The organism is Microcoleus sp. S13_B4, assembly GCF_036700885.1.
Lineage (GTDB): Bacteria > Cyanobacteriota > Cyanobacteriia > Cyanobacteriales > Microcoleaceae > Microcoleus.
Genome location: NZ_JAUBPU010000017.1, coordinates 84,865 through 98,847, shown reverse-complemented (window position 1 = coordinate 98,847; position 13,983 = coordinate 84,865). Strand labels below are relative to the sequence as shown.

At 43.6% G+C, this 13,983-nt stretch carries 13 protein-coding genes and 1 pseudogene; 5 read left to right on the top strand and 9 right to left on the bottom strand.

Going from position 1 to position 13,983, the window contains the following annotated elements:
* Nucleotides 1-315: 315 nt before the first annotated feature.
* The 6 genes and pseudogenes from QT994_RS12600 to QT994_RS12575 form a co-directional block, all read right to left on the bottom strand.
* Entirely contained in the window at nt 316-1,020 is a 705-nt protein-coding gene (locus QT994_RS12600) for a hypothetical protein (RefSeq protein WP_333174937.1), read from the bottom strand.
* Nucleotides 1,021-1,263: 243 nt separating this feature from the next.
* Nucleotides 1,264-2,401 (bottom strand): annotated as a pseudogene (locus QT994_RS12595) (IS4 family transposase).
* Between the two features lie 309 nt (nt 2,402-2,710).
* A complete protein-coding gene (locus tag QT994_RS12590; RefSeq protein ID WP_333174934.1) occupies nt 2,711-3,511 on the bottom strand; it encodes a hypothetical protein in 801 nt (266 codons plus the stop codon).
* A 361-nt stretch (nt 3,512-3,872) separates the two neighbouring features.
* Entirely contained in the window at nt 3,873-4,637 is a 765-nt protein-coding gene (locus tag QT994_RS12585) for a hypothetical protein (RefSeq protein ID WP_333174932.1), read from the bottom strand.
* Between the two features lie 80 nt (nt 4,638-4,717).
* Nucleotides 4,718-4,912, bottom strand: a complete 195-nt coding sequence (locus QT994_RS12580) for a hypothetical protein (RefSeq protein ID WP_333174929.1) — start codon at nt 4,910-4,912, stop codon at nt 4,718-4,720.
* A gap of 159 nt (nt 4,913-5,071) precedes the next feature.
* A complete protein-coding gene (locus QT994_RS12575; protein WP_333174927.1) occupies nt 5,072-5,323 on the bottom strand; it encodes a hypothetical protein in 252 nt (83 codons plus the stop codon).
* Nucleotides 5,324-5,692: 369 nt separating this feature from the next.
* Here QT994_RS12575 and QT994_RS12570 point away from each other — a divergent pair, with 369 nt between their 5' ends.
* Entirely contained in the window at nt 5,693-6,943 is a 1,251-nt protein-coding gene (locus QT994_RS12570; protein WP_333174925.1) for a WD40 repeat domain-containing protein, read from the top strand.
* 98 nt (nt 6,944-7,041) lie between these two features.
* Here QT994_RS12570 and QT994_RS12565 read toward each other — a convergent pair whose 3' ends face one another.
* The 3 genes from QT994_RS12565 to QT994_RS12555 all read right to left on the bottom strand — a co-directional run bounded on the left by QT994_RS12565 (nt 7,042) and on the right by QT994_RS12555 (nt 9,909).
* Nucleotides 7,042-8,661: a hypothetical protein gene (locus QT994_RS12565; RefSeq protein WP_333174922.1), complete on the bottom strand. Its 1,620-nt coding sequence runs from the start codon at nt 8,659-8,661 to the stop codon at nt 7,042-7,044.
* Nucleotides 8,662-8,745: 84 nt separating this feature from the next.
* On the bottom strand, nt 8,746-9,681 hold the full coding sequence (locus QT994_RS12560; protein WP_333174919.1) for an isoaspartyl peptidase/L-asparaginase: 936 nt from the start codon (nt 9,679-9,681) through the stop codon (nt 8,746-8,748).
* 72 nt (nt 9,682-9,753) lie between these two features.
* Entirely contained in the window at nt 9,754-9,909 is a 156-nt protein-coding gene (locus QT994_RS12555; RefSeq protein WP_006631540.1) for a DUF2256 domain-containing protein, read from the bottom strand.
* A gap of 90 nt (nt 9,910-9,999) precedes the next feature.
* Here QT994_RS12555 and QT994_RS12550 point away from each other — a divergent pair, with 90 nt between their 5' ends.
* The 4 genes from QT994_RS12550 (at nt 10,000) to QT994_RS12535 (ending at nt 13,803) form a co-directional block, all read left to right on the top strand.
* Nucleotides 10,000-10,977, top strand: coding sequence for an RNA methyltransferase (locus QT994_RS12550; RefSeq protein WP_333050479.1), 978 nt, complete (start codon nt 10,000-10,002; stop codon nt 10,975-10,977).
* Nucleotides 10,978-11,239: 262 nt separating this feature from the next.
* Nucleotides 11,240-12,862: a serine hydrolase gene (locus QT994_RS12545; RefSeq protein WP_333174917.1), complete on the top strand. Its 1,623-nt coding sequence runs from the start codon at nt 11,240-11,242 to the stop codon at nt 12,860-12,862.
* Nucleotides 12,863-12,928: 66 nt separating this feature from the next.
* On the top strand, nt 12,929-13,333 hold the full coding sequence (locus QT994_RS12540; RefSeq protein ID WP_333174915.1) for a hypothetical protein: 405 nt from the start codon (nt 12,929-12,931) through the stop codon (nt 13,331-13,333).
* Nucleotides 13,330-13,803, top strand: a complete 474-nt coding sequence (locus QT994_RS12535) for a hypothetical protein (protein ID WP_333174913.1) — start codon at nt 13,330-13,332, stop codon at nt 13,801-13,803. The genes QT994_RS12540 and QT994_RS12535 overlap by 4 nt, the downstream gene beginning before the upstream one ends.
* Nucleotides 13,804-13,983 lie beyond the last annotated feature (180 nt).

Here is a 13,983-nt window from a genome sequence, read left to right as displayed (position 1 = left end):
GAAGTTTTATCTCTCTGTGGTTGGGACTATATCCTTGAAGCTATATTAAGTGCAGCTTCATAGTGAATTGGTATAAACTCATTTTTTATTATACCCTATTTAAAGGCACAACAGCTTATCGTTGGTTATTGATTTAAGCGATCGCCCGTCGAGGTAGCTGCGAATCCCCAGGGTTTTACAGTCTTTAAGCACCGCAGCCGAGCTTTACAGAATCTTCACTTCACAATCGACGGCTAATAGAGATGATTCGAGTAATCGCGAAGGATGTTTAGCAAAGAATCACCGAAGCGATCGCCCGTTAGCAAGTATCTTGATTCAGTGCGATCGCCTGTGGAGGTAGCTGCGAATCAAATCAGCCATTTTTTGTTGCTCTTCCCGATTCAATCTACGGCTTAAACATAGGGTATCTCCCGCATTCATTAGCAAACGCACCTCGTAGCAGCTATAGCTGTCCATATGTTCTGTTTTCTGCACTTCAACTGTTTTTAATTCGACTTCAGAAATTTCACTGAGGGATTTTTCGGTAACTTCATTCACCCTTATCCCCCTTTTCTTAATAGTTAGGATACTTGCATATTTATCAAAAATGTAAGTTTCAACACTGAATAGAGGATGGAACACAAAATATATTGTAGCGAAACCAATAACGACAAAACCGCCATGAAAAAGTATCGAGCCTAATTTTGATAATCGATTATCTTTTTCTATTACGAATTTACCGACAGAGGTTTGTATATATTTATTGAACAACTCTGCATCTTTAGCAGTTTGGTAAGATAGCGGAACATTCCCTTGGTTGGTTACGAGAAATACATTGTCCACAGAAGTTGAGTGGCCCTCGCTATCGGTACTATTTATTGTCTCAATTTTAGCTTCCTTAACTTGTTCTATGGACTCTAATTCCCCTTTCACGAATCCCATCAAACTTGATGTGCTGATTTCGCAACTTGCGAATTTCGGCTCAATTTTTTTGCAGGAAAGTCTTTCCACTCCAGAAGAGGACATCGTGAGAAGTATCATTAACAAGGGTATTCCTGAAAATCCTGTCACCCAGACAGCAGGAAATAGCAGACCCAATACGGTTTACTTAAGGGTTGGGAGGCTTTAAAATATTAAAAACAAGAGAATTAATTTTTATTCCAGTACCTCTGTGTTTAACTTTTTTGGATTTAAATTTTGAAACAGGTTTTTTGACAACTCTTGGGTTATTTCTCTCAACTCTTTGTGGCAAAGTCGCATCAAGAATCTCCAAATTCAACCAAGTTAAAAAAAGGGAATTTCTTGTGCTTCTAGTCGCTGAAATTTTGGGACAGCGCGACGAATAACTCGTAATGTACCCGTGAAAGAAATACTTAATGGGGAAATTTCTGCACTATTCGCTGTTTGATAAATTAATGACCGCACAGCCCAATGTCCTAATAATAGACCATAAATTTCTTGCACTACTTCTCTTGGTCTTTGAGAACGAATATGAGTTTTTCGTTCTAACAGGTGTACTTTGAATTCATCAATTGTATTTTCGACTTCCCAACGTTGATGATATTCGGCAGCCAATAACTTTGCCGGAAATTTTTGAGGGTCTAATAAACTTGTAATTAAACGATATCTAATTTCGGCTTTTGGGTCATTTAAGTTTTCAATTGTGTACTCGATTACTCTGATTTGGATTGGTTTAAATCCTTTTTTTCTGAATTTGCCTGGGGGATTAATAAAACTTAAGTAAGAACCATCTTCTAGCTGTGTTTTGTTGAGCAATTTAACATTTGATGGAATTCTTCCTAAATAGCCACAACCCTTGCTGAGCGTGGATGATACCATTGCATACGAATGCAAACCTCTATCCCACATTAGCAACATTTCTTTAGTAACTGACCGTAATAATCTTAACGCTCTGACTCTTTCTCCCATCTTGTATGGGCATATTAAAGCATCAAATATTAAATGTGTTCCTGCTTCTACTAAAATAACTAATCTAGCGAAAGGGAAAAGCAGCTCTTGTACCTGGACGGCTACCTGGACGGCCAAAAACTCTGGCATTTTCATAACTGTCTGGGATGTCTAAGCAGGTTCCATCTATTGCTACAACTCTCAATCCATTCAGAAAAGCTCCTACTGTTTCAGTTGTAGCCATTGGTCGTACCAACTGATGAAATAACTGGCTCATTACAAGACATCCTAATCTTTTTCTAGCTTTAGTAAGAGCTGCCTTGCACGGAATTTTCCAATATCTACCTGTTTTCAACCAGACTTCATTAAGTCCATCAATCAGATTCTTTAGTACGTCGCGCATTGAGTCTTTTGACCATAAGCTCATTGCTACGATCAAACATACTACCAGTTGTGATGGTAGCGCACGATGCCGTTTTTCTCTTGATTTTGTTTTCAAGATAGCCGCTTCTATTTCTGTTGATGGAATCGCTCTCTCTATTGCTTTGAATATCTCGCTACTTTTGAGCTTTGGAGATTCTAATAATATTTGTTTGTACGGCATTATACTCGATTTACTTTTTTATACATCATACTTAGTGTACCGCTTGTTCGACCTTAAGTAAACCGTATTGATAGCAGACCAACAAGATTTATTCCATTTTTAAGCTTTAGAATATATTCGGTTTTTTGAATGATTTTCATTTTAGGTATCAACTCCCGTTTAATTAATTGACATTTTTTGCAAAAATTTCCGGCTCGCTGTTGATGTCGATGTCTTGATTCAGGGCGAGCACGCGTCGAGGTAGCTGCGAATCAAATCAGCCATTTTTTGTTGCTTTTTCTGATTCGAGCTACCGCCTAAAGATAGGGTATGTCCTCCATTCATTAGCAAACGCACCTCGTATAAAATACCGTTTTCGCCGTATATTGTTTCTAATTTGACTTCAGAAATTTCGCTGAGCGATCGTTCGGCAACTTCATTCACCCATATTCCCCTTTTCTTTATAGTTAAGGTACTTACATTTTTGTCAAAAAAATAAGTTTCAACAATAAAAGAACGCAAGATACCAGAAAATTTTCCAAAACCAATAACTAAAAACAAACTGGGGAAAAGCATGCTTCCCAAACTTAGTAACCGATTGTCTGTTTCTATCACCAACACTCCGGTCGAGGTTTGTATATATTTATTAAACGAATTTGCATCCTTAGCACTTTGATTGGCTAGCAAAAACTCCCATTCCTTAGTTACCAAAAATACATTGCTCACAGTCATGGGATTGCCATCACTATCGGTAGTCTTGCTTGTCTCAAATTTAGCTCCCCGGACTTGCTCTATTGAGGTTACTTCGCCTTTATTAAATCCCATAAAAGTTGACTTCCTGAGTTCGCAATTTGCGCTTTTTGGCTCCATTTTTTTGCAGGAAAGTCTTTCCACTCCCGAAGATCCGATAATGAAGAGCATCATAAACAAAGGTATTCCTGAAAATCCCGTCACCCATATGGTAGGAGATATCGCACTATAAATCATTTCTCCTAAATTATTAAGCTTTAGAAGATGTTCGGTTTTTTTAATAACTTTCATGTTAGGTATTAGCTCCTGTGTAATTGATTGAGAATTTAGATTAAGAACTTTAGTTGTTCTATGAGTTCTCTAGAAAAGCTCTTAACTACAATTGTTAAACAGTTTTCTTTTCAGGTCAATTCATAAATTCATTAATTAAGTTCATAAAAGTCATAATTGGGTTTTTAGGGCGGGCAGGATGCCGACCCCACAAGAGTTACATTAAACTTGGCTGTAAAGTTTAGATGTCGGATAATTAGGACTTAGATGGAGGCCCAGAAACCGGGTTTTTTACCGAATCTGCGGGTTACAACTAAGTATTTTGGTAAAAAAACCCGGTTTCTTTAGTCGGAGTGCGTAAATCCTGATAATCTGAACGTCACTATCCCAGCATTCCCCAATAAGCCACGCCGTAAAGTTGAGCCGCCTGCATTGCTTCCTCGTCATAGCCTTGACTTTTGAAAAGAGCCTCCGCCTGTTTTAGATAGCCCATTGCTTGTTCTTTATTTTTTGTTTTGTCTTGGCTAATCAAAGCTAATCCCAATCTCATGTGACCATGAGCATCATTAGGGTCACTTTTGATTGCAGTTTCCCAGTGGACAATCTCCTCGTCTATAGTCTCCCATTTAAGTTCTTCGCTAAAAATTTGTTGGCTGGGAAAGCCGTCACTACCGTAATTTTTGACATCCAAAAATGTCGCAATGACTTCGGCTTTTTTGCGCTTGTCTCCCAAACCAGTGCTAAAAGAAGAAGTTAGAGGAACACGTCGCTTTCCTGACTCCAACACCAGACAGACACGATAGGTATTACTCTCACTACCTGACATCTCCTGTATCTCCACGCCTGAAATATCTTGAAGCAGGTGTTTGATAAGTTTCGTTTTGGCAATGAGTGGTTTATGCCGCTTGATAGTCAGATGACCGAGATTTTTATCAAATGTAATTGTCTCAATCTCTACAAATATCACCAAAAGGAAACCAACGACAGCAAATAAATAAACGAAAAAATCGCCTGAAGACCAACCAATAGACAAACCGATTACTAAAAAACTCCCCCCAACTAATAGCTGTATCCAAAATGCGAACATTTCTTGGAATTCGAGCTTGTCTGATGTCTGTCTCATGATTTTATGTTTAATCACTTTCAAGTGAATTTTCAAGGATAATTGTTTAAGTCTGCCCAGGCAGACTTAGACTGATAAAGAACCGTAATTTTTTAAGCTGTGGATTATTTTGTCTTTGCTTGGGCCATCGCTTTTTTGGAATCCTCTACCCCCTTGAGGGCCTCAGCATCGCCGGGATTTGCTTGTACAGATCTGTTAAAATTGATTAAAGCTGTTTGATAGTCTCCGTTCTTGTAGGCTAATTTCCCAAGCAGGATCGATTTATTGAAGTCATATTGTTGACCGCCAACAGTACCCAAATTAGGCTCAGCACCTGGTGTTCCATAGATATCAGGAGATTGCTGTTGAATTGGTGATGGAGAAGTGTTAAAATCCGAAGGAAAAGAAGAGAGCGATTGCTTGTTAGACCTCTGCTCTACATTAGGCCCCGAGTCAGAAATTTTTACAAAATTTTTGCCCTAAAATACTGAAGTAGTAATGCCTCCCAATACAAACATTAGCAATCCAGCACAGTGAATTAAAAATGTTTTTCGGATTTTTTTATTGCTCCAATTTTTGATATAAAAAACCAATGAGGCGAAGGGGACAAGGAAGTAAAGCACTCCCCAAATAGTTTCCTCTCCAAAAGCTTGAACTAATCCCCAAAAATAGCCAACAAGACTTAAAACTAAACCTAGGACGAAAAATAAGGCGATCGCAATTCCAGGCATTTTCTATTTCTCCGATTGATGTATAATTATTTGGCAAACTGTAAAGGTACAGAAAAGCTCTTAACTACAATTCTTCAACAATTTTCTTTTAAGGTCAATTCATAAATTTCATTAATTAAGTTCATAAAAGTCATAATTATATTTTGAGAGCGGGTTCTCCTTCCCACCCCACAAGAGTTGCATCAAATTGATGTATGGTTGTTTGGCAAACTGTAAAGGTAAGGATTTAGGCTAACTTTCAGCCTGAAACTCTTTCCCCTGTTTGCTGTGTTAAAAATAGATTAGCGGTGAAAACACTTCGATCGCGCACAGCCAATGTTAGGATTTTGGTTAGGAATTTGACTAGGAACTCGATCGCGACTGCCGCAAATGATACCCTCTCTCCTCGATCGACCCGAAGAACCATTTGCACGGGCAAGCAACGGCTGGGACATCCAAAAGCTTTACACCGACTTGGCAACTGCCAAACAACAATTCGCCCCACACACCAGAAGAGGGCTGACACCTGTAGAAAAGCGGCACCTCTGCGGCTTGTTGTGCGGCTACAGCCCAGCCGAAATTGCGGTTTTTCTCAACAAACAAATCAAAGGTGTCGAAGTTGATTTGTCAAAAACTTTGTACAGATACATAGAATTATTGACAAATCGGCCCCGAAATGATCTCAAAAATTGGAGAGATGCGATCGACTGGCTAGAAATAGCAGGGTATAAAACGCAGCCAAAAACCTCAACGGGCGCCATCTTAAAAGCCACTCTCCACCATTCAGACAGGATTTTGTCTACGGCTATCAGTCCCGACGGACAATTACTGGCAACGGGATCTGACGACAGTACCGTGAAAATTTGGAGTTTGCACAGCGGGGAACTGTGGCAGACGATTTTCGGGCATTCAACAGCCGTGTTGCTAGTTGCTTTCAGTCCCGCCAGCAAAACGCTGCTGACACGATCGCGCGCGCGCGCAGTCAAACTCTGGAACCTGCAAAACGGCGAACTGCTGAAGCGTTTGGCAGACGTACACCGCCACGAATCCGTCGCTGTCAGCCCCGACTGGCAAATTTTGGCGATCGGCACTACCCGTGGCACAATCAAGCTTCTGCACCTCAACAGCGGCCAACTGCTGCAAGTTTTGGAAGGCTATCAAGGGGATGACATTAGTGCGATCGCCATGAGTCCCAACGGCAAAATGCTAGTAGCCAGTGGCCTCAATGCAGCCAGCGGTTTCTGTCGCGCCACAGTCACTTTGTGGGAACTGCCGGGAGGCGAAGTGAAACGAACATTTGGCAGCGAAAATTATGTAGCGATTTCTTCCGATAGCCAAATTCTTGTCAATCATGGTGGTCAAACTATCAAACTGTGGAATTTGGAAACAGGCGAATTATTGCATTCGCTGCATACAGGAATTCGCATCACTTCTGCGGCAGCAATTAGCCCTGATGGGAAATACTTTGCAGTGGGGTGTTTTGACGGTACTGTTAGACTGTGGAATCTTCGCGGCGAATTGCTGCACACTTTAGATAGACATTCTAGCCCTGTGTCTGCGGTGGCGATCGGGCTTTTGGGCGAAACTCTCGTCAGCGGCGGGGAGAACGGTACTATTAAACTTTGGCAACTGCGGATTTAAGATTAGAGAGGTTAGGGGCGATGAGGCAGAAACCGGGTTTTTACGAAAATACAGCATTCCGGCCTTTAACTAGGAGTGAAAAACCCGGTTTGTTTGTTTTATTTAGCGCGGCTAACTGCTAAACGTGCAGCGTTTAAATTTTGCTGATACTGAACAACTCTCTTCTGAGCTACAACATAATTGGGATTCGACTGTGGCACAGTTTTCATAAACACGATCGCTTGCTCCCACTGACTAGCAACGGACTCCCACTCAGCTTTAGTTTGAGCAGTTTGAGCGAACAAAGCTGCATTTTGAGCCTCATCAATTCCCTGTTGAAAAGGACGATTGATTCTGCGCTTAATAGCAACTACATTCTGCTGGTACTGTACAACTCTATTTTGGGCGACATCATAATTGGAACTCGAAGGTGGTACTGATTTCATCAGGGCTATAGCATTTTGCCACTCAGTGACTACTGCGAGCAACTGCGTCTCAGATTGAGCCGATTGAGCAAGATTTGCTGCATTTGTTGCTTTATTGACTGCATCCCCAAAAGAGTCAGATTTAATTGTTGGAGAAGTCGGAGGTAATGGTTTGGATATCGGTACAGTTGGCAAAGCAGATGTTTGTTCAGAAGTCACCAAATTCGGTACATTCTTTGTCGGTGCAGGTAAATTTATAGCCTGCCTCACCTCGGGATTTTTAGAAAGCAGCGAAACCCCTGAAACCGCCACAAAAGTTACAAATCCCAGTAAAAATAATTCCGCCAGTGTTTTTAGAGAAAAGTTGTTGCGAATCAGGTAATCTATTTGGTAAAGATATGCCGCTGTAACTACCCAAATCACTGCCGAAACTTCAGCAATAGTAGATAGATAATTAGATACCTCTGCTTTGTAAGATCCAACACAACTTGCCAATTCAAATTCTGCTCCGTAGTTGCAGCTTGAAACAATCGGGAAAAATGGCAACAGCAAAACTACAACCATTATCACAGATAACAGCGCCACAAGTGGGGCGTACAAACCTTCCCACAAACTCCTGGGACTAGGCAACCACCGAGTGTAAGGGGTCTTGGATTTATCGAAAAATAAAATGTGATGAATGTAAGATAGTATTGCTACAGACAGAGGTATTATTAGCCCTAAAGCTCGCAAAAATGAACCCATATCTTGCTGAATTGCTGATAAAGTTATTCCGATAACAGCAATCCAAAAACTGACAACTCTCACAACAACAGCTATCCACAACATTAAAGCTAAAGTTCTCAGCCAGGAACTGGGATATGGAAACCATGCCGGCCACCGCCCGTTTTTAACTTGCTGATTATGAGCTGTTTTCCAAGGAGTCTCGCCTGTTAACGATTTAACTTTTTTTCTCGCCCTTAAAATAGCGGCGCAGTTGTCAACAGTAATTCCCAGGGAAACGAGCAAAGAAAATGTATAGAATGCCGTAGCAGGAAGCGTACTGCCCTTCGGGATTTCTCGGGAAAAAACTATGAATAAAGTCAATACAGCCATCAAACCACTAAGCAGCAAAGCAATATAACAAGCAATTCGTCGTTTAGTGTAAAAGTAGGCAAAAATTGGAACTGTAAAGGCAAGCACAGCAGTTACCCACAGACTGCGCCCAGATAACTTGACCAACTTTTCTAATTTCTTTGGATCGATCGGATGTTGAGCGATCGCATTGAGATTCTCCTGTTGAGTCATCGGTAGTGGCGGTGAGGAGGATTTCAACTAACATACCACACCGCCCATACATATATTCAGCAATTTGTCAAAAATGTCCTAACTTTTAGGAGGATAATTTCGATCGCCTTTTTAAGCAATAAAAATTAACGTTCCCTTGGTCATTTCCAAAGTATCACCCATTTCTCTACCGTTGTGAAAAGCACCCAAAATCACCTCGCTAGTTTTGCCGAAAGCGATCGCCCCGCTAGCATCAATTCCAATTGCGCCAAAATCCCGTTGACGTTCGTCAGCTTCAGTAAAAGAACGCTCAAAAGCAGCTTTCAAACTCAAACCATCCGTTACCCGAATCACAATTCGCGCGGCCAAACACTCGTCCATAATGTGCTCGCCAATCCCCGTACAGCTTACCGCCGCACTTTGGGCCGCGTAATTTCCCGCCGGCATCGCCGAGTCGCTAACCCGCCCAATCCGCTCAAAACCCTTGCCACCAGTCGAAGTCCCAGCAGCCAAGCGTCCATGCACATCCAAAGCTACGACTCCGATCGTACCCACACCGGCCGGTTCCGCCACCACGTCAGCCATTGCTTTACTAAAATTGCCTTGGCGTTCCTGCATCCACTCGTGCAAACGCAAATCCGTCATCGGATCGTAAATCGGCAATTGAAGTTCTCGCAGCAATTCCGCCGAACCAAAATCAGAGAGAACTCGATCGTCCGAATGCTGCAAAAATTGAGCAAGTTCGATCGGATGTTGAACGCGAGAAACATTAATCGCCCCACTGAAACGCTGCATCAAACCGTCCATCAACGAAGCACTCATCCGAATTTGACCGTCCGACTGCACCACAGAACCAGTACCGGCATTGAATCGCGGGTCATCTTCCAACAATTGGCAGCCGCGCACCACTGCATCTACGGCACTTGCACCGTCTTTCAGCAGCGGATAAACTTCCTCCAAAACATCGTAAAGCGATTTCCGCACCGCCTCAATTCCGCCTTTACTATGTAGAGAACTGCCCGCACCGCCGTGAATAACTAGCTTTGGTTGCACTTGTTGCGATGCCATAATTTATAACCTAATAACCTAAAATTTTTCCTTTGCAATCTTAGCTTTGATCGAGCAACTTGCCCTAAATTCTTAATCTTGAGCCGCCAAACGGCGGCGACGACAACGTTCGGAGCAGTATTTGACCTCATCCCAGCAGTCGGCCCATTTTTTGCGCCAAGTAAAAGGTCGATCGCACACTGGGCACATTTTTGTCGGTAAATCAGATTTCGATCGTTGCTTAGCCATGCTAATTTGGACATTACATTAGTTAGTGATTAAATTTTAATCAAAACAAACAAAACAACCAATTTCTGTCTAACACCTCCCCAAATAAAAATGGTCGAAACGGCATTAGCCAACATCCGAATAGTTTTAGTAGAACCTGCAGGCCCATTGAATGTCGGTTCTGTGGCCCGCGTCATGAAAAATATGGGTTTGCACCAATTAGTTTTGGTAAATCCCCAATGCGATTATTTAGGGGAAGAAGCCCGACTGATGGCTGTTCGCGCCGCCGACATATTGGAAACGGCCAAAGTAGTCGAGAGTTTGCCCGCTGCTTTGGTTGGGTGTGTCAGAGCGATCGCAACTACAGGGGATGATAGTCGATCGTTGCCAACACAACTAGAAGAACCCGCAGATGCCTTGCCTTGGCTCCTCGAAGCCCCCAGCGCCCTGATTTTCGGCCGAGAAGACTGCGGCTTGACCAATGCCGAATTAAACCGCGCTCAACGCCTAATCCGCATTCCCAGCAGCGATGCCTACACTTCCCTAAATCTCGCCCAAGCCGTCGCTATCTGCTGTTACGAACTATACCGGGAAGAAGGAAGAAGGAAGAGGGAAGAAGGAAGAAGGAAGAGGGAAGAAGGAATAGGGAAGAGGGAAGAAGGAATAGGGAAGGAAGAAGAAGATGCCTCGTTCCCAGGCTCAGCCGGGGAACGCATATCCAGAGGCTATGCCTCTTCAATACCCGATGCCACAGATAATTTATCAACTTGTTACCCAGAAAAACTTGCCACCAGCCAGACAGAAAATCTTTCAATTCCCCTCGCCAGTGCTCCCTTGGAAAATTTAGAGGGATATTACCAGCAACTAGAAACGCTGTTACTCAAAATAGGATATTTGCAGCCGCACACAGCAGCAAGCCGGATGGAAAAATTTCGGCGTTTGTACAACAGGGCCTATCCGACAGTGGATGAAGTCGCCATGCTGCGGGGGGTGCTCCGCCAAACAGAATGGGCAATCAAAACTTACCCACGAGAGGCAAATTCTGATACTCTGGATGGGGCGTTGCCGGAAAATCCAACGGATAGCTAGGAGAAATGCTGATAATTGGGGATGTGAGATTGAGGATTTTTTTCACAGAGAACTTTCCTGCACCCACTTGTCACCTTCATAACAGGGTTTCTTGACTAAAAACCTAAGCTTTGCGATAATTTGCGAGCAGTAAACCCGGTTGCTGATACCATGCAGCGTCTGGGGCAAATCTAAAATCTAAAATCTAAAATCTAAAATTGATTGGCTGGCAAGCTGAAAAATCTTAAACTTGAACTTTACAGTAGTGATGAAGGAGTAAGACGTGGCAGAGCGGTTTCCCAAAGGATCGATATTATCGGTGATATCCTCGATATCCTCTCCCAACTCCGGCTCAAAGCAGCCTAAGTCCGGCAAAGCAAGTCAGTCTGGCAACTCGGGCCGCCGTCGCCCTCCGCAACCGCAAAACGGCAATTCAGAAATTCGATCGCCCGAACCTGCGACTTTCCCACCCCAACAGGGGCGCGGCACCAGAATTGGAGCCAATTCTCCCACATCTTCGGAAGAATTTACTACACAAGACTTTTTATCCGATCCTCGATCGGCAATTAACCCCAGAAAACCCAGAACCAGCAAAACTCCGCAGTCGAAGATTCGCCAACTAGGGAAAAAAGGTCTCGCTGCTGTCGATATGTTCGAGTTTCCGGACTCGAATCTGGAGCGGGAAAATGTGAGTTCGATCGCCAGCAATCCCAACAGCCCGCTCCCAACTGCCACTCCCCCTACCACCCGTGGAAGTCGTCCCAGTTCGCCCCCAGTTCGCATTCCAGACACGGTAATCCCCACAGATGCCAAAAAAACCCCCGTGCCTAAACCGCGCCCACAAGCGAGTCAGAGACCGGGTAAACGCTCTGCACCTCGGAGCGTACCGCCCTTGGTGTACGCTACTCGCTTGCTGATTTTGGGAGTTGGCATAGCGGTGATTTGCGGTACGCTGCTGTCGGTGGTAAATGCCGTTAGTCGAGCATCAACTGTAGCGACAGAAGAACAAACCACTACAGGGCAGAACAACCCAGCCGATAGCGCATCTGCGGCACCTGCAACCCCAGAAGTGCTGCAACTGAATCAAGAATTAGGAGCTTTGAAAACGCAAGTTCAGGTTTTAGCAACAGAAAATCCTAGTTTGACAGCCGGAATATTTCTAGTCGATTTAGATACTGGAAGCTACCTAAACTTTAATGGCGATACTGCTTTTGCTTCAGCTAGCACCATTAAACTGCCAATTTTAGTAGCTTTTTTCCAAGCAGTAGATGAAGGCAAGGTGCAGTTAGATCAGATGCTGACGCTGAAGCCCGAACACATTGTCGGCGGTTCTGGGGAGATGCAAGACGACTCTCCGGGTAAGAAGTATTCGGCTTTGGAAGTTGCCCAAAAGATGATTGTTGTCAGCGACAATACGGCGACAAATATGATGATTGAGTTGTTGGGAGGTGCTGAGGTTTTGAATCAGCATTTTGCAAATTGGGGTTTGAGTACCACGGTCCTGCGTAATAAGTTGCCCGATTTGGAGGGAACTAATACTACCAGTCCGAAGGATTTGATTAATATCATAGCCCAGGTCGATCGGGGTAATTTGGTATCGGTGAAATCGCGCGATCGCATTTTGCAAATCATGCGCCAAACTAAAAACGATTCTTTGCTGCCGAAAGGTTTAGGCGAAGGTTCAGTTATTGCTCACAAAACGGGCAATATTGATACAATGCTAGCGGATGCGGGGATGGTGGATTTGCCGAACGGTAAGCGTTATTTAGTGGCGGTGATGGTGAAGCATTCACCGGAAACAGAGAAGCCAGCTCAAGCATTGATTCGGGATATTTCTCGGATGAGTTACCGCTATTTGTACGGTGGAGAAATGCCAGACGATTCACAAGTCAAAATTAAAAATTGAAAATTCAACCGGGTTTTTTCGGACAAGTCTCGTAGAGTTTATCAAACTCTAAATCAGTTTGTATTTATGAAACTAAGCATCCGCCTTGCTTGTCTGGTCGCGCTCTCAACTTTTTTAGCCGTTGGAGTCTCTCCCAGCTTGAGTAATGCTAATCCTGCTCCTGAATATCAGACCGACGGCGTGACAGTGATTAACAATAATATCGAACTCAATCGGGCAAAAAACTTAGCCCGTCAAGCAGCAGAAATTGCTAATGGGGGTTTAGGCAACTATCGAGCTGAAGCTTCGATGCACGGTACTTCTAAGGAATCGCCGTTTGTTGACAATGGCGATGGAACTTGGACTTTTACTTTTAAGGGTAACAAGCCTGGTTCGTCTGTCTATACGGTAGAAACTGTTGTTACGGTTTCCCAAGATGGGAGGGTGAGAGTCGATTACAACGGGCAAATTCGCCAGTTATCTCCTTTGTGAACAACTGTGCAAATACCGGACTATGCAGTTTCAATCCCCGATCGGGATTTAAGTTAACGGCATTTTTTCCGTTTGTTACAATCAAGGGAATTCCCATCCTCACATCAGCACTAATGCAAATTATCCTAGAAGTTCCCGAGCTCCTTGGCGAAAAACTGCAACAATTGGGCGATCGTCTCCCGGAAGCCCTGGATCGCGCACTTCGGGAACTCGCCCCCGCAGAAACCATCCCCTACCAAGACGATCGCCAAATCGTCGAACTGCTAGCCAGTCAACCCAGCCCAGAAGAAATCCTCGCAATCCGCCCCACACCTGCGTTGCAAGCCCGCATGAGCCAACTGCTCGATCGCAATAAATCCGGCACTATTTCAGCCAGAGAGGAAATCGAACTTGATCGCTATTTGCTGTTAGAACATTGGGTGCGTTTAGCCAAAGCTCACGCCTACAAACGCTTACAGACAGAAGCATGAGTTATGCTTGATGTTGGATTTTGGGTTTCAATCCCTGATAGGGATTTAGGTTAATTTCGGCTTGTGTGATGAAGTCACCGTGTCCAGCGTCAGACAATGTTTCAATCCCTGATAGGGATTTAGGTTAATTTCGGCGATCGCTCCAGAAGCATTACAGTATTTAGTTTTCAAGGTACTGTT